16 protein-coding genes are annotated in these 20143 nt (G+C 75.1%); 8 read left to right on the plus strand and 8 right to left on the minus strand.

Features of this window, described 5'->3' with window-relative positions; translation table 11 throughout:
• Nucleotides 1-203: 203 nt before the first annotated feature.
• Both AB0469_RS07335 and AB0469_RS07340 read right to left on the minus strand, forming a co-directional pair.
• Complete coding sequence (locus AB0469_RS07335) at nt 204-2495, minus strand: DUF5682 family protein (protein WP_366450368.1); 2292 nt, start codon at nt 2493-2495, stop codon at nt 204-206.
• Nucleotides 2492-3598 (minus strand): AAA family ATPase, encoded by a 1107-nt coding sequence (locus AB0469_RS07340; RefSeq protein WP_366450369.1) that lies wholly within the window; start codon nt 3596-3598, stop codon nt 2492-2494. Before AB0469_RS07340 ends, AB0469_RS07335 begins: the two co-directional genes overlap by 4 nt.
• 134 nt (nt 3599-3732) lie before the next feature.
• On the opposite strand from AB0469_RS07340, the gene AB0469_RS07345 reads away from it, so the two are divergent.
• Nucleotides 3733-5067, plus strand: a complete 1335-nt coding sequence (locus AB0469_RS07345; RefSeq protein ID WP_366450370.1) for an SWIM zinc finger family protein — start codon at nt 3733-3735, stop codon at nt 5065-5067.
• A gap of 320 nt (nt 5068-5387) precedes the next feature.
• The gene (locus AB0469_RS07350; protein ID WP_366450371.1) at nt 5388-6956 is read left to right on the plus strand and encodes a DUF5691 domain-containing protein; all 1569 of its coding nucleotides are present in this window, start codon (nt 5388-5390) and stop codon (nt 6954-6956) included.
• Between the two features lie 270 nt (nt 6957-7226).
• On the opposite strand, the gene AB0469_RS07355 is transcribed toward AB0469_RS07350, so the two are convergent.
• A complete protein-coding gene (locus AB0469_RS07355) occupies nt 7227-7631 on the minus strand; it encodes a cobalamin B12-binding domain-containing protein (protein WP_042811442.1) in 405 nt (134 codons plus the stop codon).
• A gap of 212 nt (nt 7632-7843) precedes the next feature.
• Between AB0469_RS07355 and AB0469_RS07360 the strand changes: the two genes are divergently transcribed.
• Both AB0469_RS07360 and AB0469_RS07365 read left to right on the plus strand, forming a co-directional pair.
• Nucleotides 7844-8671: an alpha/beta fold hydrolase gene (locus tag AB0469_RS07360; protein ID WP_366450372.1), complete on the plus strand. Its 828-nt coding sequence runs from the start codon at nt 7844-7846 to the stop codon at nt 8669-8671.
• A gap of 296 nt (nt 8672-8967) precedes the next feature.
• Entirely contained in the window at nt 8968-10479 is a 1512-nt protein-coding gene (locus AB0469_RS07365) for a M23 family metallopeptidase (RefSeq protein ID WP_366450373.1), read from the plus strand.
• Nucleotides 10480-10492: 13 nt separating this feature from the next.
• On the opposite strand, the gene pcrA is transcribed toward AB0469_RS07365, so the two are convergent.
• Entirely contained in the window at nt 10493-12976 is a 2484-nt protein-coding gene (gene pcrA / locus AB0469_RS07370; protein WP_366450374.1) for a DNA helicase PcrA, read from the minus strand.
• 174 nt (nt 12977-13150) lie between these two features.
• On the opposite strand from pcrA, the gene AB0469_RS07375 reads away from it, so the two are divergent.
• Together AB0469_RS07375 and AB0469_RS07380 are read left to right on the plus strand one after the other, a co-directional pair.
• Entirely contained in the window at nt 13151-13507 is a 357-nt protein-coding gene (locus AB0469_RS07375; RefSeq protein ID WP_366450375.1) for a hypothetical protein, read from the plus strand.
• Between the two features lie 187 nt (nt 13508-13694).
• Nucleotides 13695-14765: an NlpC/P60 family protein gene (locus AB0469_RS07380; protein WP_366450376.1), complete on the plus strand. Its 1071-nt coding sequence runs from the start codon at nt 13695-13697 to the stop codon at nt 14763-14765.
• Between the two features lie 47 nt (nt 14766-14812).
• Here the strand turns inward: AB0469_RS07380 and AB0469_RS07385 are convergent, their stop codons facing one another.
• The 3 genes from AB0469_RS07385 to AB0469_RS07395 all read right to left on the minus strand — a co-directional run bounded on the left by AB0469_RS07385 (nt 14813) and on the right by AB0469_RS07395 (nt 18020).
• Nucleotides 14813-15925 carry an alpha/beta hydrolase-fold protein gene (locus AB0469_RS07385; RefSeq protein WP_366450377.1) on the minus strand — a complete coding sequence of 371 codons (1113 nt, stop codon included), beginning with the start codon at nt 15923-15925 and terminating at the stop codon, nt 14813-14815.
• A 110-nt stretch (nt 15926-16035) separates the two neighbouring features.
• Entirely contained in the window at nt 16036-16728 is a 693-nt protein-coding gene (locus tag AB0469_RS07390; RefSeq protein WP_042817248.1) for a response regulator transcription factor, read from the minus strand.
• Nucleotides 16725-18020: a PspC domain-containing protein gene (locus tag AB0469_RS07395; protein WP_366450378.1), complete on the minus strand. Its 1296-nt coding sequence runs from the start codon at nt 18018-18020 to the stop codon at nt 16725-16727. The genes AB0469_RS07390 and AB0469_RS07395 overlap by 4 nt, the downstream gene beginning before the upstream one ends.
• 131 nt (nt 18021-18151) lie before the next feature.
• Here AB0469_RS07395 and AB0469_RS07400 point away from each other — a divergent pair, with 131 nt between their 5' ends.
• Complete coding sequence (locus AB0469_RS07400) at nt 18152-19477, plus strand: PspC domain-containing protein (protein WP_366450379.1); 1326 nt, start codon at nt 18152-18154, stop codon at nt 19475-19477.
• On the plus strand, nt 19464-19688 hold the full coding sequence (locus tag AB0469_RS07405; RefSeq protein ID WP_366450380.1) for a hypothetical protein: 225 nt from the start codon (nt 19464-19466) through the stop codon (nt 19686-19688). Before AB0469_RS07400 ends, AB0469_RS07405 begins: the two co-directional genes overlap by 14 nt.
• Here AB0469_RS07405 and AB0469_RS07410 read toward each other — a convergent pair.
• Nucleotides 19634-20140: a DoxX family protein gene (locus AB0469_RS07410; protein ID WP_366450381.1), complete on the minus strand. Its 507-nt coding sequence runs from the start codon at nt 20138-20140 to the stop codon at nt 19634-19636. The genes AB0469_RS07405 and AB0469_RS07410 overlap by 55 nt on opposite strands.
• Nucleotides 20141-20143 lie beyond the last annotated feature (3 nt).

Raw genomic sequence — 20143 nt, forward strand, 5'->3', positions numbered from 1 at the left:
CTCCCGATCCCCCTCGCTGCGTTGCCGTACGTACGGGGCCGCGCCCCTCTGTGCCGCTGCGCGGGCCGTCCCCCCGCCGCGCCCTCCAGCCGTTCTCCGGGGCTCCGCCCCGGACCCCGGTCGGGGCGCTGGCGCCCCCGGTGCACTCGAACGCCGCGCGGGCTGCCCACGGCCCCGGCGCCGCCCGGTCGGGGCGGGGGCGGTCATGCCGCTCCGAGGAGGAGGCGGGTCACCTCCGCCGCCGCGTCCGCGCGGGCCGGGTCCAGGTCCGGGGCGAAGCCCTCGGGGGCCGCCCCGGCGCCGACGGGCGTCCGCCGCGTGCCCGGACCGCGGCGGGCCAGTTCGCCCAGGGTCCGCCTCACCCCCGGTTCGTACGCCCCGAACGTCCGCCGCAGCAGCGGCAGTACGTCGACGAAGGCGCGCTCCGGGACCGCCACCAGCCAGGCGTCGACCAGGCCCAGCAGCCGCTCGTCGTGGACCAGCAGCGTGCCGCCGCCGGAGCCGCCGCCCGCGAACCCCTCGATCCAGCCCGCCGCGTCGGCCGGCGGGGCCGCCGGGGACAGGGCGAGGCCCATCAGCCGGGCCGTCTCCCCGGGCGGGAGCCGCCCGTCGTCCAGCAGCAGCCGCACGGCCCGGCCGCGTATCAGCCCGGGGACGGCGTCCCGTCCGGCCAGCTTGTGCAGGACGGCCGACCAGCGCTTCCGCAGCCCCTCCCCCGCGTCGGCCAGCAGGGCGACCGCCCCGTGCACCCCGTCCAGGTGGCCCCGCAGCTCCGCCGCCCCGTCGGCGTCGAGCCCGGCCGCGCAGGCCGGCGGCAGGGCCACGCAGATCCGCTCGGCCAGCCCGGCGGCGACCGCGGCGAGCGCCGCCGCGTCCGTACCGCGTACGTCGCCGTACCGCAGCGAGCGGGCCAGCGCGGGCAGCGCCCCGGCGAGCCGCACCACGTCGGTGTCCAGCGCCGCCAGGTCGGCCAGCGCCCGCAGGACGGCGGGCAGCGCCTCCGACAACCCGGCCAGCAGGCACCGCTCGGCCAGCGCCGTGACCTCCCCCAGGTCCCCGGCCCGCGCCGCCTGGGCCTCCGCCCTGGCGGTGGCCGCCCCCGGGACGGTGGTGCCCCAGATCCCGGCCTCGGCGACCCGCACCGACAGCTCCGGCTCCCAGCGCAGCCGCCAGGTCTCCCGGAAGGTGCCCGTCCCGCCCCGGGAGGCGGTGGGCACGCCCCAGTCGACCCCGAGCATCCGCAGCCGGTGCAGCAGCAGGGACTTGGCCGCGTCCGCGTCCTTGCGCAGGTCCAGCTCCAGCTCCCGCTCCCGGGCCTCCGCCTTGAGCCGCAGCGAGCGCTGCCGTCGCGCGAGGTCCCGCTGGAGCGGTACGGCGGGCGCCGCGTCCGGGACCTCCCCGAGCACGTCCCCGACGACGAGCCGGTCCTCGACCAGCGCGAGCGGCACGTCGGAGCCGTCGCACATCACGGCCCGCGCCGCCTCCAGGGTCTCGGCGAGCCCGGCCACCGGCCGGCCCCGGACGGCGGCCAGGGCCTCGGCCAGCCGCACCGCCTCGATGACGTGCGCGGGGGAGACCTGCCGGTCCTCCTCCCGGAGCAGCCCGGCCACCCGGGTCAGCCACCGCTCCACCGGCCGGTCGCGGGCCGCGAAGAGGTGCGCGTACCAGCCGGGCGAGGTGACGCCCGCGCCGTATCCGCCGGCCCGGGCGAGCCTGCGGTGGGTCCAGGGCACCCAGGTGGTCTCCACCTTGGTCCGGGGCAGGCCGGCGAGCAGCGCCCGGTCCGCGGAGACGGTCGTCCTCGCGCGCAGTGCCGGGACGTGCCAGGCGCCGCAGACCACCGCGTAGTCCTCGCCGAACTCCCGGCGGGCGGCCCGCATCCGCTGCCGCATGTGGGCCTCGCGGACCAGGTCGCGGGGCCGGCTGCCGTCCCCGTAGGTCTCGCGCAGGGCCCCCATGGCCTCCGCGAGGGCCTCGAAGGGGGCCAGCGGGTCCCGTACCGCCCCGCCGCCCCGGTGCTCGACCACGTCCTCCCACCAGAGCTCCGGGTCCTCGTACCCGGCGGTCTCCGCGAGCACGGCGAGCGGATCCACCGGCAGCCCGCCGGCCGCACGCGCTCCCGGCGCTCCGGTCCCGGGCTCCTCGGCGCCCTCCTCCCCGGGCGCGGCCAGCGCATGGGCGGCGGGCAGGTCGATGAAGCGGACCGGAACGTCCCGGGCCTGGGCCCAGCGGAGGGCGACCCACTCCGGCGAGAACTCCGCCAGCGGCCAGAACGCGGCCCGGCCCGGATCGTCCGCCGCGTGGGCGAGGAGGGCGACGGGCGGGCGCATCCCCGGCTCGGCGGCCAGGGCGAGCAGCGCGTCCCCCTCGGGCGGCCCCTCGATCAGCACGGCCCGCGGCCGCGCCCGGTCCAGCGCGGCGCGCACCGCCCGGGCCGAGCCCGGACCGTGGTGGCGGACGCCGAGCAGCAGCGGCCCGGCGGCTCCCGGGCTCATGCCGTCACCTCCCGGCAGGCGCGGTAGAAGTCCTTCCAGCCCTCGCGCTCGCGGACGACCGTCTCCAGGTACTCCTGCCAGACGACCCGGTCGGCGGCCGGGTCGCGGACGACGGCGCCCAGGATCCCCGCGGCCACGTCGGAGGGGCGCAGGACGCCGTCCCCGAAGTGCGCCGCGAGGGCGAGTCCTCCGGTGACCACGGAGATGGCCTCGGCGGTGGACAGGGTGCCGCTGGGCGACTTCACCCTGGTGCGGCCGTCGTCGGTGATCCCGTCGCGCAGCTCGCGGAAGACGGTGACGACCCGGCGGATCTCCTCCAGCCCCTCGGGGACGGCCGGCAGGTCCAGGGCGCGTCCCATCTGGTCCACGCGGCGGGCGACGATGTCGACCTCGGCGTCGGCGGTGGCCGGCAGCGGCAGGACGACCGTGTTGAAGCGGCGGCGCAGGGCGCCGGACAGCTCGTTGACCCCGCGGTCGCGGTCGTTGGCCGTGGCGATGAGGTTGAAGCCGCGCACGGCCTGGACCTCCTCGCCGAGCTCCGGTATCGGGAGGGTCTTCTCGGACAGGACGGTGATGAGGGTGTCCTGGACGTCGGCGGGGATGCGGGTGAGCTCCTCGACGCGGGCGGTCATGCCCTGCGCCATGGCCCGCATGACGGGGCTGGGTACGAGGGCCTCGCGGCTGGGGCCGTCGGCGAGGAGGCGGGCGTAGTTCCAGCCGTAGCGGACGGCCTCCTCGGGGGTGCCGGCCGTGCCCTGGACGAGCAGGGTGGAGTCGCCGCTGACGGCGGCGGCCAGGTGCTCGGAGACCCAGGTCTTGGCGGTGCCCGGGACGCCGAGCAGGAGGAGGGCGCGGTCGGTGGCGAGGGTGGTGACGGCGACCTCGACGATCCGGCGCGGGCCGACGTACTTGGGCGTGACGACCGTGCCGTCGGCGAGCGTTCCGCCCTGGAGGTAGGTGGCCACGGCCCACGGGGAGAGCTTCCAGCGGGCCGGGCGGGGCCGGTCGTCGGCGACTTCGAGGGCTTTCAGTTCGTGCGCGAAGGCGTCCTCGGCATGCGGTCGCAGTGCCTCGGTGCCGGTGCCGTTCCCGTGCGTGCTCATGGTCCCCCTCCGGTGCTCCGCAGCCGCTCCCGACTGCTGGATCCACCGTGCACCATGGCACTGACAACACCCCTCCCCCGAGGCGTTGTTGCAGGTCAGAGCGATTGTCAGTGGGGGTCTCTACGGTGGTTCCCATGACTGAGCAGGGGGTCCGCTGGACGGCGGAACAGGTACTGGCTCTGGCTCCTGACGATGCATCACGGAAGGCGGGGGGCGGGCTCGGAGGGGCGGGTCCGTGGTCGTGTACCGGAGATTCCGCTTCCGGTGTGGTGTGGGGGTCGTGCAAGGGCAGCGGCCGTACGCCGTACCGGACGGTCGTCGACCTGGCGGGCCCCGCCTACACGTGCTCCTGCCCGAGCCGGAAGTTCCCGTGCAAGCACGCGCTGGGACTGCTGCTGCTCTGGTCGGCGCAGGGTCTGGGCGATCCGGCCGAGGCCCCGGACTGGGCGGCGGCCTGGCTGGCGGAGCGGGCGGCGAAGGCCGCGCGGCCGGCGGCCGGACCGGCCGACGCCGAGGCGGCCCGCAAGCGGGCCGAGCGGCGCGCCGAGCGGGTCGGCGCGGGCGTCGCCGAACTGGAGCGGCGGCTCGTGGACCTGCTGCGCGGCGGGATCGCCGGGCAGGCGCAGGCGGGCTACGCGCCCTGGGAGGAGACGGCCGCCCGGATGGTCGACGCCCAGGCCCCCGGACTGGCCTCGCGGGTACGGGAGTTGGGGACAATACCCGGTTGCGGCCCCGGCTGGCCCGCCAGGATGCTTGAGGAGTTCGCGCTGCTGCACCTGCTGGACCGGGCCTGGACGGGGGTGTCCGGACTGCCGGAGCCGCTGGCCGCGACCGTCCGGAACCGGGTGGGGCTGCCGTCCTCGGCGGAGGGGGAGACCGTCCGGGACCGCTGGCTCGTACTCGCGCAGTACGACTCGGTGTCCCCGGACGGGCGCCTCACCACCCGCCGGACATGGCTGCGCGGGCTGGAGAGCGGACGGCCGGCGCTGGTGCTGGACTTCGGGCCGCCCGGGCGGGCGCCGGGGCTGGCACTGCCCGTCGGACTGGCGCTGGAGGCGGAAGCCCGCTTCCGGCCCGGGACGGCGGGGCTGCGGGCGGACCTGGGGGACCGTACCGCGGCCGCGGCGGACGCCCGGGCTCCGGCCGGGGTGGGCACCGGTGAGGCCCTGGAAGCCTACGGGGCCGCGCTGCGGGAGGACCCGTGGCTGGAGTCCTGGCCGGTGGTCCTGGGCCCGGTGATCCCGATACCGGGTGAGGCGGGCGACGGGGCCTGGCAGCTCGCGGACGCGGAGGGGGAGTGCGCGCTGCCGGTGGCACCCGGCGGGGGCCGTTCGCGGTCCGCGCTGTGGCAGCTGGCCGCCCTCTCGGGCGGCGGCCCGGTCACGGTGTTCGGCGAGTGCGGCCACCGCGGCTTCACCCCGCTGACGGCCTGGCAGCCCGGCTCGCCCGAGCCGGTGCCGCTGATCTGAGGCAGAGCGCGACCAACCGAAGAAACGCAGGGGGCCTGGGGGGATCCATGCCGTCTCGCAGACCGACATGGAGGACGCGGAGGCGCGGGGGCGCCGACGCGCGGACGAGGAGCCGGGGGGCTTTCATGAACGACAACCACGCCAGCTGACCAGGGTCGTGCGGCAGGTCCGGGGGCCGGTCCCGCGGAGGGGGCGGGACCGGCCCCCGGGCCACCGGCACGACGGACCACCGACCACCGACCACCGACCACCGACGACCACGACCGACGACCGACGACCGACGACCGACGACCGACGGGGAACGATCAGGGAGGGGCCCGATGGGCAAGGCCGACGACGGATATGCGGACGGGGACTGGGAGGAGCTGGTCACCGCCGCGCTGTTGGGCACCGAGAGGCGGGGCGGCACACCGGAGGCACTGCTCGACGCGGCCGCCGTCCGGACTCTGCGCCGCCGCGCCGGGCTGCGGCCCGCGCCGGCGGCACGGCGACCGGACCCCGCACCGCGGGACCCGCGCCCCGCGCCGCCGGAGGCCGCCGGGCGGCGGCTCGCGCTCCTGCTCGCGGGCCGCACCGGCGCGGCCGGCACCGGACGGCGGGGGGCCGCCCCGGATCTGACGGAGCTGCTCCCGCAGTGGCTGGCCGCCGCCGGACGGCACGGCTACCGGGCGCCCGCGGCGCTGGTACCGGCGCTGATGGACGCAGCCCGGGCCCGCACCGACCTGCGCCCTCAGGCCCTGGCCCTGGCCGGGGCGCGGGGGCTCTGGCTGGCCCGGCTGAACCCGGAGTGGCGGTTCGCGCTGCGCGGCACGGCGGGCGGCACCGGGGAACTGCCCGACCCCGCCGACGGGCAGGCGGTGGCCCGGCTCTGGGAGGAGGGCCTGTTCGCGGAACGCGTCGCCCTGCTCGGCGCCGTCCGGGCCCATGAGGCGACGGCCGCGACCCGGCTGCTGGCCACCACCTGGGCCGACGAGCGGGCCGAGGACCGGCTGATGTTCCTCGACTCGCTGCGGTCGGGGCTGTCGATGGCGGACGAACCGTTCCTGGAGGCGGCGCTGGGCGACCGCAGCCGCAACGTCCGGGCGACGGCCGCGGAACTGCTGTCCGCCCTGCCCGCGTCGGCGCTGGCCGGGCGGATGGCGGAGCGGGCGCTGGCCTGCGTGGGCCCGGAGGGGGTGGAGCCGCCGGCCGAGTGCGACGCCGGAATGCTGCGCGACGGAGTGGTCAGGCGGCCGCCCGCGGGGCGCGGGGAGCGGGCGTGGTGGCTCGGCCAGCTGGTGGAGGCCGCTCCGCTGTCCTGCTGGCGGGACCGGTTCGGCGGGCTGGACCCGGCGGAGATGGTGGCGCTGCCGGTGGCCGAGGGCTGGGCGGAGGAGATACACGCCGCCTGGTGCCGGGCGGCGGTGCGGCAGCGCGACGCGCGGTGGTCGAAGGCGCTGCTGGGCGCGGCGTCCGCGCCGCCCGCGGCGGGGCCGGGCACGGCGTCGCTCGCGGAGCGGGCCAGACTGCTGGAGACCCTGCCGGAGGGGGAACGGGCGCAGTGGGTCGCGGAGTTCGTCCGGGCGCACGGGCTGTCGGAGGCCTTCCAGCTGCTCGGCGTCTGCCGGGTGCCGTGGGCGGGGGCACTGGGCCGGGCGGTGGTGGACGCGCTGGACGCGGCGCGGGCCGCCGGGGGCTATCCGTGGAGCTTCAGCGGGGTGATGGGGTTGGCGGAGCGCTGCCTCGATCCCGCGGAGGCGGGGCGGCTGGAGGCGCTCACCGCCACCGCCGAGGAGGTGCCGGAAGGGGGGTCCGGGGCCGCCGCGTACTGGGCCGAGGCCTTCCAGCGGCTGGTGGCGACCCTGCGCCTGCGGGCCGCGATGCTCGCGGAGCTGGCGCCGGCGTCGTGACGCGGGTGCGCCGAGGCCGGTCCGCCGCCCGCGGCCGGCGGCCGCTGCGCGGGCCGGGGACCCCGGCCCGCCCGTCGCCCGTTCCCGGGGGCTCCGCCCCCGGCCCCGGTTCCGCACGCTCCGCGCCCGGCGCGTCCGACCTCCGCGCGCGCCGCCCGCCGCCCGGAGGGTGCCCCGGTCCGGGCCGGCATGCCGCTGCGCGGAATCCGGCCCCGCCGTGGACCGGGGCGCGGGCGGCGGGAGCGGGTGCGACTGCGGGTGGGGGTCGGGCTACGCCGCGCGGACGTTCGCGTTGACCCAGTCGACGATCGCCGTCGTCGTCGCGCCCGGGGTGAAGATCTCGGCCACGCCCTTCTCCTTCAGGGGGGCGATGTCGTCCTCCGGGATGATCCCGCCGCCGAAGACCTTGATGTCCTCCGCGTCGCGCTCCTTCAGGAGTTCCAGCACCCGCACGAACAGCGTGTTGTGCGCCCCCGAGAGGATCGAGAGGCCGATGGCGTCGGCGTCCTCCTGGATCGCGGTGTCCACGATCTGCTCGGGGGTCTGGTGCAGGCCCGTGTAGATGACCTCCATGCCCGCGTCCCGCAGCGCCCGCGCGATCACCTTGGCCCCGCGGTCGTGGCCGTCGAGACCCGGCTTGGCCACCACCACACGGATCGGACCGGTCACACCCATCGCACTGCCTCCCGAGTGAACGAACGTTAAGTACAGCATTGCGCACCGCACCGTTTCACGGTCAACGGGGAGGGGGAAATCACACGTGGGACGCCGTTGATTCACCTCGCCCAGTCGCCCCGCCACCGCGCCGCCAGCCGCACGGCACGGTGGCGGGGCCACGTCGGCAGCCGGCACGGCCCCGCACCCAAGAGGTCCAGGGGAGGCCGTCGATGGGGCTGACGATCGCACCGCTGCCCGTCCCGCTCTCGGGGGCCGCCCTCCGGGCCGCGGTCCTCGAGGCGGTGGTGCTCGCCGGGCACATCCTCCTCTACCCGAGCGGAGTCCGGGAGGAGCGCAGGGCGGGACACCGCGCCGGATCCGGGCAGCTGCCTCCCGTCCTGCTGCTGCACGGCTTCACCGACAACCGGTCGGTGTTCGTCCTGCTGCGCCGCGCCCTCGGCGCGGGCGGCCGACGGCGCGTGGAGACGTACAACTATTCCCCCTTCACCGCCGACCTGCGGGTCACCGCCCGTCATCTCGCCCGGCGCGTCGAGGAGCTGTGCGAGCGCAGCGGCCAGGACCGGGTGGACCTCGTGGGGCACAGCCTGGGCGGGCTGGTCGGGCGGTACTACGTCCAGCGCCTGGGCGGCGACGCCCGCGTGCGGACGCTGGTCACCCTCGGCACCCCGCACGGCGGGACCCGGGTCGCCCCCTTCATGGACGCCCACCCCCTGGTCCGCCAGATGCGCCCGGACTCCGCGGTGATGGCCGAGCTGCGCGCGCCCGCGCCCGGCTGCCGGACCCGGTGCGTGGCCTTCTGGAGCGAGTTCGACGCCCTGATGGCCCCCACCGGCACGGCCCGGATCGAGCACCCGGACCTCGACGCGACGAACATCGAGGTCACCGGAATCGGGCATCTCGCCCTCCCGGTGCATCCCGCCGTCATCACCGCCGTGCGGCGCGCCCTCGACGGCCCGGTGCGCGACGCGGACGCCGCGCAGGGGCCCGTGAGGAACCTCGGATCCGCCGGAACCGGCGAGGAGGGAATGGTCGTCTGACCCCGGGGTTCGCCGCGCGGGAACGGGTGCGCGAGGGGTCGGCGGCATCCGCGCGGGTCCTCGTGTGCGCCTACAGCACCGGACGACCTTCAGTCGAACTAATTTCGAACTCAAGGCCAAGGCTCGGTCTTTCGGCGACCGAAAGACGGCCGAATGCCCGGTTCCCCCGAGGATGAAACCCTCCGAAGATTGTCGAGGCCAGTAACCGCCGGGTACAGTCACGCCACTGCTCTCCTCCGGTGAACCTCGAGTTCCCCGGCCACCCAGGCCCCCACTGCCGAGGCGAAAGAGAACTGGTGAACGACCGCCCGACGTCGGGCCAGTACCCCGAAACGGGGCACGACGGCCTTTCCACCACCACTTTCGCTGGTGACCAGGCCTACGTTTCCTACGAAACGCAGGGCCAGGGCTATCAGTACGTCACCGACTACGCCGCTTCCGGCAGTTATGGGACCTACGACGCGTACGGCTCGTACGCCTCGTCCGCCGACACCGGCGCCTACGACACCACGGCCTGGACCTCGCAGCAGTCCTACCTCTCCAGCGTCCCGACCCAGACCGTCCCCGAGGACACCACGGGCTCCTGGGACGCGAGCGCCTGGAACTCCGCGCACTCCGGCGGCACCGACCACCCGGCGGCCTCCTTCGGGTACGGCACCGCCGGCGCCGAGCAGACCGGCCAGTGGGACTTCACCGGTTACGCGCACGGCCAGGACACCGGCGCCTACGACGCCACCGCCTGGAACGGCGCCGGCGGCACGGAGCAGGCCACGGAGCAGGCGCCCGAGCCCCTGGCCGACGGGTACGACGCCACGACCGTCGTCCCGGTGTTCGCCGGCACCGACGCGTACGCCGACGACGAGACCTCCGTCTTCGAGCCCCTGGGCCCCGCCCTCGCCACCTCCGAGGACGACGAACCGCAGTTCATCGACGCCGTGCACGACCTGCCCACGCAGGCGGTGCCCCTCACCTCCGCCGCCACCGAACCGCGCTCGGCGCGCCGGGCAGGCGGCCGGGCCGGGGCCAAGGCGGGCGCCAAGGCGGGCGCCAAGGACAAGGCGGGCAGCGCCCGGCGCCGTACGCCGGCCAAGCGGTCCGCCCTGCTGACCGTGGCCGTCCCCTCCGCCTGCGTGATGGGCGTCGCCGGGATCGCCGCCGCCTCCGTCGGCGGTCTCACCGGCGGTGACAAGCCGTCCGAGGACACCACCACGATGGCCGCCCCCGACCCGGCGTCGGTGAAGCCGGTCGCGGCGAACAACAAGCTCGACACCCAGCTGGCCGCCCTCAGCGCCGACGCCGGCGACTTCGCCGACCGCGCGAGCCGCACCCAGGAGCGGATCGACCTCAAGCAGCGCCAGGACGCGGAGAAGAAGAAGCGGGCCGAGGAGGCGGCGGCCAAGGAGGCGGCCCGCCCGAAGTTCGCGATCCCCGTCGCCCAGCACGGCCTGAGCGCCATGTTCGGCCAGGCCGGCGGCATGTGGATGTCCGTGCACACCGGCATCGACTTCCCGGTCTCCTACGGCACCCCGGTCATGGCCGCCACCGACGGCACCATGCGCACCCAGTGGAACAGCGCCTACGGGAACATGGCCATCCTGACCTCCCCCGACGGCACCGAGACCTGGTACTGCCACCTCAGCAGCACCAAGATCCGGTCCGGGCAGGTCAAGGCCGGCGACGTCATCGCGTACTCCGGCAACTCCGGCAACTCCACCGGCCCGCACCTCCACTTCGAGGTGCGGCCCGGCTCCGGCTCCGCCATCGACCCCCTGGCCTGGCTGCGCAGCCACGGCCTGGACCCGACGTAGGAACCGGACCCCGCTAGAGCTTCTGCACCGGCGCGTAGCGCAGGAGCAGCCGCTTCGGCTTGTCGTCCCCGAAGTCGATGGTGGCCTGCGCGTCCGCGCCGGCGCCCCGGACCTCCATGACCGTGCCCAGGCCGAACTGGTCGTGCGTGACGCGGTCCCCGACGGCCAGCGCGATGACCGGCTTGTCGGTGGCGCGTCGCGTCGCGAACCCGGAGGGGCCGGACGACCGGGAGCGCGAGGAGGACAGGAAGGCCTCGGGCGAGGTCCCGAAGGAGGCCTTCCCCGAGCCGGAGGACGACGAGCCGTAGCCGCGCATCGGGCCGGCCGGCTTCTGCGCGGCGCCCGTGCGCTTCCACTGGAGGTACTCGGCCGGGATCTCCTCCAGGAACCGCGAGGGCGGGTTGTACGAAGGGGTGCCCCACGCGCTGCGCATGCTGGAGCGGGTCAGGTACAGCCGCTCGCGGGCCCGGGTGATGCCGACGTAGGCGAGGCGGCGCTCCTCCTCCAGCTCCTTGGTCTGGCCCAGCGCGCGCATGTGCGGGAAGACCCCGTCCTCCATGCCGGTCAGGAAGACCACCGGGAACTCCAGGCCCTTGGCGGTGTGCAGGGTCATCAGCGTGATGACGCCCGTGCCCTCGGTGTCCTCGTCGGGGATCTGGTCGGAGTCGGCGACCAGCGCGACCTGCTCCAGGAACTCGGCCAGCGTGCCGGGGTTGTCCTCGTCCCTCGCCTGCTCGAACTCGAGGGCGACGGCCGCGAGCTCCTGGAGGTTCTCGATCCGGGTCTCGTCCTGCGGGTCGGTCGAGGCCTGGAGCTCGGCGAGGTAGCCCGTGCGCTCCAGCACCGCCTCCAGCACCACGGCCGGGCCGGCGCCGGAGTCGACGATCGTGCGCAGCTCCTCCATCAGGGTGTTGAACCGCTTGACGGCGTTGGTGGAGCGGGCGGCCATGCCGAAGGCCTCGTCGACGCGGCGCAGCGCCTGCGGGAAGGTGATCTTCTCGCGGAGCGCGAGGGCGTCGATCATCGCCTCGGCCCGCTCGCCGATGCCGCGCTTGGGGACGTTCAGGATCCGGCGCAGCGGGACGTTGTCCTCGGGGTTGGCCAGGACGCGCAGGTAGGCCAGGACGTCCCGGACCTCCTTGCGCTCGTAGAAGCGGACGCCGCCGACGACCTTGTAGGGCAGTCCGACGCGGATGAAGATCTCCTCGAACACGCGGGACTGGGCGTTGGTCCGGTAGAAGATCGCGACGTCGCCCGCCTTGGCGTCGCCCGCGTCCGTCAGCCGGTCGATCTCGTCGGCGACGAACTGGGCCTCGTCGTGCTCGGTGTCGGCGACGTAGCCGGTGATGACGGCGCCGGCGCCGGCCTGGGTCCACAGGTTCTTCGCGCGGCGGTTCTCGTTGCGCTCGATGACGGCGTTGGCGGCGGAGAGGATCGTCTGCGTGGAGCGGTAGTTCTGCTCCAGCAGGATCGTCGTCGCGTCCTTGTAGTCCTCCTCGAACTGGAGGATGTTGCGGATGGTCGCGCCGCGGAAGGCGTAGATCGACTGGTCGGCGTCGCCCACCACGCACAGTTCGGCGGGGGCCAGGTCCGGGTAGCCGGTGCCGACCAGCTCGCGCACCAGCGTGTACTGGGCGTGGTTGGTGTCCTGGTACTCGTCGACCAGGACGTGGCGGAAGCGGCGCCGGTAGTGCTCGGCCACGTCCGGGAAGGCCTGGAGGAGGTGGACCGTGGTCATGATGATGTCGTCGAAGTCGAGGGCGTTGGCCTCGCGCAGCCGCCCCTGGTACATCGCGTACGCCTGGGCGAGCGTCTTCTCGAATCCGTCGGCGGCCCGGGCGGCGAAGGCGTCCTCGTCGATGAGCTCGTTCTTCAGGTTCGAGATCTTGGCGTTGAAGGACTTGGGCGGGAACTTCTTGGGGTCCAGGTCCAGGTCGCGGCAGACCAGTGCCATGAGCCGCTTGGAGTCGGCGGCGTCGTAGATCGAGAACGAGGACGTGAACTCGAGGCGCTTGGCCTCGCGGCGCAGGATGCGCACGCACGCGCTGTGGAAGGTGGAGACCCACATGGCGTTCGCGCGCGGGCCGACCAGGTGCTCGACGCGTTCCTTCATCTCGGCGGCGGCCTTGTTGGTGAAGGTGATCGCCAGGATCTGGCCGGGGTGGACGTGCCGCGCGGACAGCAGGTGGCCGATGCGGTGGGTCAGCACCCGGGTCTTGCCGGAGCCGGCGCCGGCCACGATGAGCAGCGGGGAGCCCGCGTGCACCACGGCGGCGGCCTGCTGCTCGTTCAGCCCGTCCAGGAGGGCCGCGGGGTCGATGACCGGCCGGGGGGCGCCGTCGCGGTAGTACGCGTCCCCGCTCACGGGCAGGTCGAAGCGGCCCCCGAAGAGGTCGTCCGCGCCCTCCTCGGGGGCGTGGTGCTCCTCGGGCGGCGGGGGGACCTCGTCGGAGGGGGTGAGGTCGGCCAGGAAGCTGTCGTCAAAGAGGCTGCTCATCGCCCTCCGAGTCTAGGGGTCGGGACCGACAGCCGGTCCCGCCGCCGGAAAATCGGTCGGAACCCGCACGGCAGCCCGAGCGCCGCGCCGGGCCGGAGTGCGCCCGTACGGGCCCCCGGCTCCGCACGAACACCGCCGTCGGGGGCGCGGGGGCCGCCCCGTAGGCTCGGCGCCATGACTGTCCTCACCAACGTCTTCGTCGGCCTGCACATCATCGGCATAGCCTCCCTCCTGGGCGGCTTCCTGACCCAGATGAAGGCGATGGGCGCCGGCACCGCCCGCTTCGTGCCCGCGATGCTGCACGGCGCGCTGACCATGCTCGTCACCGGCGTGCTGCTGGTCGGCTTCCACGAGATGGGCGACGGCGCGCCCCTGAACAACATCAAGATCGGCGTGAAGCTCGCCGTCCTCTTCGTGGTCCTGGCGCTCGTCTACGTCAAGCGGGACGAGGAGCGGGTGGAGAAGGGCCTCTTCGGCGCGGTCGGCGCCCTGACCACCGCGAACGTCTTCATCGCCCTCCTCTGGCACTGAGCCGCGAACGGCACCGGGCGGCATACGGCACCGGGCGGCATACGGCACCGGGCGGCGAAACGGCCCCGACCGGTCAGCCGCGGACAACACGGAGCCAGTTCCGATCATCCCCTCCTTCCCCCGTGACCTCCAGGTTTAGCGTCCTCCCCCGAGACCTGCGGGACCGACGGAAGGACGTGAGGCCCTCGTGGCCAGTCATCGAAAGCCCAGGCAGCGCCCGCTCTCCGGCGGCACCGTCCGGACCGCCGCCACCCTCGCCCTGGCGGGCGCTGCCACCGCCACCGCCTTCGAAGGCACCTCGCACGCCGAGCCCCGGCAGACCCCCGCCCAGATCAAGGCCGAGGTCGACCGGCTCTACGGGGAGGCCGAGGAGGCGACGGAGCGGTACAACGGGGCGAAGGCCGGGGCCGACGGGGCCGAGCGGGCCCTGACCGGCCTCCAGGAGGAGGCCGCCCGCCGCGCGGACCGGCTCGGCGCCGCCCGCAGCGCGCTCGGCGCGGTCGCCGCGGGCCAGTACCGCAGCGGCGGCCTGGGCCCCGCACTCCAGCTGGCGCTCGCCTCCGACCCGCAGGACTACCTGGAACGGGCCGCCCTCCTCACCCGGGCCGGCGACCGCACCGCCGCCGGGGTGGCCTCCGTACGGCGCGGGCTCGACGAGGTCGCCCGGCTGCGCGCGCAGGCCGACGGGCACCTGGCGGAGGTCCGCGCCCGGCGGGACGAGCTCGCCCGGCAGAAGGCCGTGGTCGAGGACCGGCTGGCCGCCGCCCGGCGGCTGCTGGACCGGCTGGGCGCCGAGGAGCGGGCCGCGTACGAGGCCCGGCACGGCGGGACCGGGGCGCCCGCAGGCCCGCCCGGGGCGGCGGGCGCCGCGGGGCGGGACCGCTCCCCCGCGCCGGCCCCCGCCGACGGTTCGCGCGCCGCCCGCGCGGTGGCGTTCGCGTACGGGGCGATCGGCAAGCCGTACGTCTGGGGCGCGACCGGGCCGGGCTCGTTCGACTGCTCGGGCCTGACCCAGGCGGCCTGGCGCGCGGCCGGGGTCTCCCTGCCCCGCACCACCTACACCCAGATCAACGCCGGCCGCCGGGTCTCCCGCGACCAGCTGGCCCCCGGCGACCTGGTGTTCTTCTACTCCGGGGTCACGCACGTGGGCCTGTACGTGGGCAACGGGCAGATGGTCCACGCCCCCCGCCCCGGCTCCACGGTCCGGGTGGCCCCGATCGACTCGATGCCCTGGGCCGGCGCGTCCCGCCCGGCCTGATCCGACGGCACCGCCCGGGCCCGGACGGACCGGACCGGAGCACGGCCCTACGGCGCCTTGACCGTCTGGCTCAGCCAGCCGAAGGTCTGCGGCAGCTGCTTGGACCAGGAGTCGAGGTTGTGCCCGCCGGTGACCTTCTCCGCGTGCACCGTGGTCGGGTTCTGGGCGAGCCCCTTGAGGTCCGTGCCGGACAGGTAGCCGTCCTGCTCGGCCCCCGACATCCACAGCGCGACGGCCGGCGGCGCGGGCTGGGCCTTGAGGAGTTCCTTCAGGTTGTGGGTGCGGCGCAGCTCCGGGTCCTTGGCGACCAGCGAGGTGGGCTCCTGGCCGGGGTCGTTGTACCCGGACAGCGAGACGGCCGCGCCGTAGCGGTCCGGGTGCAGGATGGCCAGCTTGGCGGCGCAGTAGGCGCCGGCCGAGTAGCCGGCGACGCCCCAGGTGCGGGGCTCGTCGGAGACGCGGAAGTTGTCGGTGACCATCTTGCGGACGTCGACGCTGAACCAGCTGTCGGCGTTGACCTTGCCGGGGATGTTGGCGCAGCCGGTGTCGGCGTTGCCCAGCAGCATGGCGCGCGGGGAGACCAGGATGAAGGGCTGGACCTTGCCCTCCTTCATCAGGGGCTCCAGCACCTCGTGCGCCTTGAGCCCCTGGAACCAGGACTTGCCCGTTCCGGGTATGCCGGGGATCAGCTCGACGACCGGGAACTTCCGGTCCTTGTAGGCCGGGTCGTCGTACTGCGGCGGCAGCCAGACCATGACGTCGCCCTTGACGCCGGAGATCTTGCCGTCGAGCTCGGTCTTCTTCACCCGCCCGCCGAGCCCCTCGACCGGCTGGAAGTCCTGGCGGACCTTCGGCTCCTGCCTGACCTGCTCGGCCTTCTTGCCGCCCATGCCGTCGGCACCGAGGTCGGGCGCCGCCTGGACGTACGAGCCGGTGCCCATCAGGTCGCCCCAGGAGGCGTAGAAGTTCATGTCCCGGTTGATCGCGACGAAGACCAGGGCGACGGCGGTGACCTGGGCGAACACCACCATCAGCGCGCGGACGGCCACCCGTGCGGCGGCGGGGCCGCGCACCTTGCTCCACACGGTCAGCGGCAGGGCGACGGCGATCAGGGTCAGGCCGATCACCGTCACGAAGAGGGGGGTCCCCGTCAGGCTCATCACGCCACCCAAGAGTCCGGCGCGGCGCCGTCCGGTTGCCCTCCCCGACTGCGTCGTGGATCACACCCCGGGGCCGGGCCCCGGGGTGTCACTCCTGGTTCACCCGCAGGTCAGACCAGGCGGCGGGCGGTGGCCCAGCGGGTCAGCTCGTGCCGGTTGGAGAGCTGGAGCTTGCGCAGCACGGCCGAGACGTGCGACTCGACCGTCTTCACCGAGATGAACAGCTGCTTGGCGATCTCCTTGTACGCGTACCCGCGCGCGATCAGCCGCAGCACCTCGCGTTCGCGCTGGGTGAGCCGGTCGAGGTCCTCGTCCACCGGCGGCGCGTCCGTCGAGGCGAAGGCGTCGAGCACGAAGCCGGCCAGCCGCGGCGAGAACACCGCGTCCCCGTCCTGGACCCGGAAGACGGAGTCCACCAGGTCGGTGCCGGTGATGGTCTTGGTGACGTAGCCGCGCGCACCGCCCCGGATGACGCCGATGACGTCCTCGGCGGCGTCCGACACCGACAGCGCCAGGAAGCGCACCGGGTTCTCGGCCGCCGCCATCAGCGGGGCGCAGCGCCGCAGCACCTCGACGCCGCCGCCGCCGGGCAGGTGCACGTCGAGGAGGACCACCTCGGGGCGGGTGGCGGTGATGACGGTGACGGCCTGGTCCACGTCGGCCGCCTCGCCGACGACCTCGACGCCGGTGCGGGCCGTCTCCCCGATCTCGGCCTGCACGCCCGTGCGGAACATGCGGTGGTCGTCGACGAGCACCACCCGGACCCTCCTGGCCCCGTCGTTCACAGCGCTGCCCTCGGTCATGCCGCGTTCGCCACCCTCTCCATCTCCAGTTCCACTTCCGTGCCGCCGTCGGGCGCGGAGCGCAGCCGGGCGGTCCCGCCGTTGCGCTGCATCCGGCCGATGATCGATTCTCGTACGCCCATGCGGTCCCCCGGTACCGCGTCGATGTCGAAGCCCGGCCCCCGGTCCCGTACGGACACGAACACCGTGCGCCCCTCGACCTCCGCGTACACCTGGACCGGCCCGCCCTCGCCACCGTACTTGGCGGCGTTGACCATCGCCTCGCGCGCGGCCTGCATCTGCGCGGCCAGCCTCTCGTCGAGCGGGCAGTCGCCGACGACGACCACCTCGATGGGGACCCCGTGGTGGTCCTCGACCTCGGCGGCGGCCTTCTTCACGGCCTCGGCGAGGGTGGCCGGCTCCTCGGCCTCGTCCTTGCCGGTGCCCTCGGGCTTGTACAGCCAGTTGCGCAGCTCCCGCTCCTGGGCGCGGGCGAGGCGGCGGACCTCGCCGACGTCCTCGGCGTTGCGCTGGATCAGGGTGAGGGTGTGCAGCACGGAGTCGTGGACGTGGGCGGCGACCTCGGCGCGCTCCTGGGCGCGGATGCGCATCAGGCGCTCCTCGGAGAGGTCCTGGGTCATCCGTATCAGCCAGGGCCCGGCGAGCAGGGCGATGCCGACGAGGACGGCGAGGACGGCGGTCAGGAGGTTGCCGAGCTGCGCGGCGGAGCCCCGCACGACGATGAAGACGGTCAGGCCCACGCCGACGAGGACCACCCCGGCGAGTGCGCGGGCGACCTGGAGCAGCCGCTTGCGGCGGTCCCCGGCGGGGTTCCAGTGGGCGCGGCGGGCGTTGTCGGCCTGGCGCCAGACGAGGACGACGCCGGCCCCGACGAGCAGGGTGGGCCAGATGTAGCGGCCGTTGGCGCCGCCGACGCGCAGCTGGGAGAAGAAGATGCCCGCGCCGACGGCCAGCGCGATCAGGCCGGAGACCGCGCCCTTGTCGGGCTTGCGCAGGCGCCGGCTGCCGTCGGCGAGGGTCTCGAAGAAGGAGTGGTGTCCGGTGCTGCCGCCGACGCCGAGCGGGACGAAGACCCAGAAGGCGGCGTAGAGCAGCACCCCCAGCCCGTCGCCCCACAGGAACATGGCGAGGAAGGCGAGCCGGATCCAGAGGACGGGCAGCCCGAGGTGCCCGGCGAGGCCGCGCGCGACTCCGCCGAGCATCCGCCCGTCGGCGCTGCGGTAGAGCCGGCGCGGCGGGGTGTCGTCGGTGTCGGGGGCGTGCGGGGTACGGGCGGCGGCTGCTGCGGGCATGTCACCAAGGGTCACACGGACGGGCGCGGAGCGGCATCAGGGCATCCCCCCAGTTCCGTCGGGGGGATATCAGGGTTGCGCCAGGGTCGGGCCCGGTGCCGGGCGGCCGGGCGGGCCGTCACCATGGAGCCATGACCGACGTACACGACGCCCCGCCCGGGGGCACTCCGGGACGCGTTCCGGGGGACGATCCGGCGGCACCGGCCGCCGCCGAGCGGCCGCCCCTGCGCCGCAGCAGGCGCGACAAGGTCCTCGCGGGCGTCTGCGGCGGCCTGGGCCGGTATTTCGACCTGGACCCGGTGGTGTTCCGGATCGTGCTCGGGGTGCTCGCCGTCACCGGCGGCGTCGGCCTGGTCTTCTACGGCTTCGCCTGGCTGCTGCTGCCCCTGGAGGGCGAGGAGGACAGCGAGGGCCGCAAGCTCCTGACCGGCCGGGTCGAAGGCGCCACCCTGGCCGCGGTCTTCAGCGCCCTGGTGGGGTGCGCGCTGTTCCTGTCCATGCTCGACAACGGGGTGATGGGCGGTTTCTCCGTCCTGGTCATCCTGGCCCTGGGCGGCGCCGCCTACTGGTCCCAGCGCCACCGGCAGGCCGCCGCCCCCGAGGCGGAGGCGTCGGGCGCGCACCGTCCGGCGCCGCCGGAGACCCAGGCGCCGCCCGTGCCGAGCAGCCCGTCCTGGTGGCGCGACCCGCTGGTGAAGGACGGCACGACCGGCCCGGTCGGCTCCTCCGGCTACCTGTGGGGCCCCGACGACAGCGTCGACGACCGGCCGGGCGCGGCGCCCGGCGGGGCCCCGGCGAAGCCGGAGCCCGCGGACGCGTACGGACGGGGGCGCGGCGGGATCGGCGGCCGGGTGTTCGTCCTGGCCGTGCTGGCGGGCGGCCTCGGGACCGCCGCGGTGTGGCACGGCAGCCCGCTGGGGCACGCCCTCCAGGTCGGCCTGGCCTGCGCGCTGGCCGTCTTCGGGCTGGGCCTGGCCGTCAGCTCCCTCAAGGGCCGTACGGGCTTCGGCACCATCCTGCTGGGCCTGGTCACCGCCGGGCTGCTCGCGGCGGCGACCGCCCTGCCGCGCGAGGTGAGCACCGACTGGCACAACGTCGACTGGCGCCCGGCGGCGGTGGCCGACGTCGCGCCCCTCTACTCCTCCGGGACGGGCCTGGCCACGCTCGACCTGAGCCGCCTGGACGTGCCGAAGGGCACCACCGTGTCCGTCCGGGCCTCCATCGAGGCGGGCCGGCTGAAGGTGGTCGTCCCCCGGGAGGTCACCGCCGGGGCCGACGTCTCGGTCCGCCTCGGCGACATCCAGCTCCCCGGGGACCGCTCCGTGCGGATCAAGAGCGGTGGCGAGAACCGGCGGGCGACCCTGCCCCCCACCGCCGGCACCGAGGCCGGCGGGACGATCGAGCTGCACCTGGACGCGGGTGTGGGACAGGTGGAGGTGGCCCGTGCGGCGTCATGAGTTCCAGCCGGGAAGGCTGCTGGCCGGCCTGGTGCTGACCGCGGCGGGCGTGCTGTACCTGCTCGACGCGGCCGGGAAGGCCGACCTGCCGTGGTTCCTGGTGGTGCCGATGGCGGTCGGCGGACTGGCCCTGGCCGCCCTGGTCGGGCTGGTGACCTACGCGGTGCGGCGTGACCGGCGCGACCGGATCAGCGCGTCGAGGGACCAGTAGGGCGCCCCGGCGAGCACCAGCGGGAGCCAGGCCATCAGGTACACCAGGTCGTTGCCGTAGTAGTACGGGGTCACGGCCCAGGAGACCGTGAGCCACAGGCTCAGCGAGATCAGCGCACCGCCCGCGGCAGCGATCCGGGTCAGCAGCCCGGTGAGGACGCCCAGGCCGACGAGGAGCTCCCCGAGGGCGATGGCGTAGCCGAAGCCGGCGGGGGCCTTCAGGGCGAGGTCCACCAGGGCGGGGATCGCGGCGGTGTCGCGCACGCCGCGCATCTGCTCGCCGATCGAGGCGGCGCCCTCGGCGGCGAAGAAGCCCGGGGTGGTCAGTTTGTCGAGGCCCGCGTAGACGAAGGTCACGCCGAGGAAGATCCGCAGCGGGAGCAGGGCATGGCGGGAGGCGAGTTCTCTCCACGGTGTGGACCGCACACCGGAGGGGACGTCAGTTCGGTTCACGCA

The organism is Streptomyces sp. NPDC093801 (genome assembly GCF_040701585.1).
Lineage (GTDB): Bacteria > Actinomycetota > Actinomycetes > Streptomycetales > Streptomycetaceae > Streptomyces.

Coding starts and splice junctions, on each gene's coding strand:
- AB0469_RS07335 (WP_366450368.1), bottom strand. CDS start 2,495: ATGAGCCCGGGAGCCGCCGGGCCGCTGCTGCTCGGCGTCCGCCACCAC.
- AB0469_RS07340 (WP_366450369.1), bottom strand. CDS start 3,598: ATGAGCACGCACGGGAACGGCACCGGCACCGAGGCACTGCGACCGCAT.
- AB0469_RS07345 (WP_366450370.1), top strand. CDS start 3,733: ATGACTGAGCAGGGGGTCCGCTGGACGGCGGAACAGGTACTGGCTCTG.
- AB0469_RS07350 (WP_366450371.1), top strand. CDS start 5,388: ATGGGCAAGGCCGACGACGGATATGCGGACGGGGACTGGGAGGAGCTG.
- AB0469_RS07355 (WP_042811442.1), bottom strand. CDS start 7,631: ATGGGTGTGACCGGTCCGATCCGTGTGGTGGTGGCCAAGCCGGGTCTC.
- AB0469_RS07360 (WP_366450372.1), top strand. CDS start 7,844: ATGGGGCTGACGATCGCACCGCTGCCCGTCCCGCTCTCGGGGGCCGCC.
- pcrA (WP_366450374.1), bottom strand. CDS start 12,976: ATGAGCAGCCTCTTTGACGACAGCTTCCTGGCCGACCTCACCCCCTCC.
- AB0469_RS07375 (WP_366450375.1), top strand. CDS start 13,151: ATGACTGTCCTCACCAACGTCTTCGTCGGCCTGCACATCATCGGCATA.
- AB0469_RS07385 (WP_366450377.1), bottom strand. CDS start 15,925: ATGAGCCTGACGGGGACCCCCCTCTTCGTGACGGTGATCGGCCTGACC.
- AB0469_RS07390 (WP_042817248.1), bottom strand. CDS start 16,728: ATGACCGAGGGCAGCGCTGTGAACGACGGGGCCAGGAGGGTCCGGGTG.
- AB0469_RS07395 (WP_366450378.1), bottom strand. CDS start 18,020: ATGCCCGCAGCAGCCGCCGCCCGTACCCCGCACGCCCCCGACACCGAC.
- AB0469_RS07400 (WP_366450379.1), top strand. CDS start 18,152: ATGACCGACGTACACGACGCCCCGCCCGGGGGCACTCCGGGACGCGTT.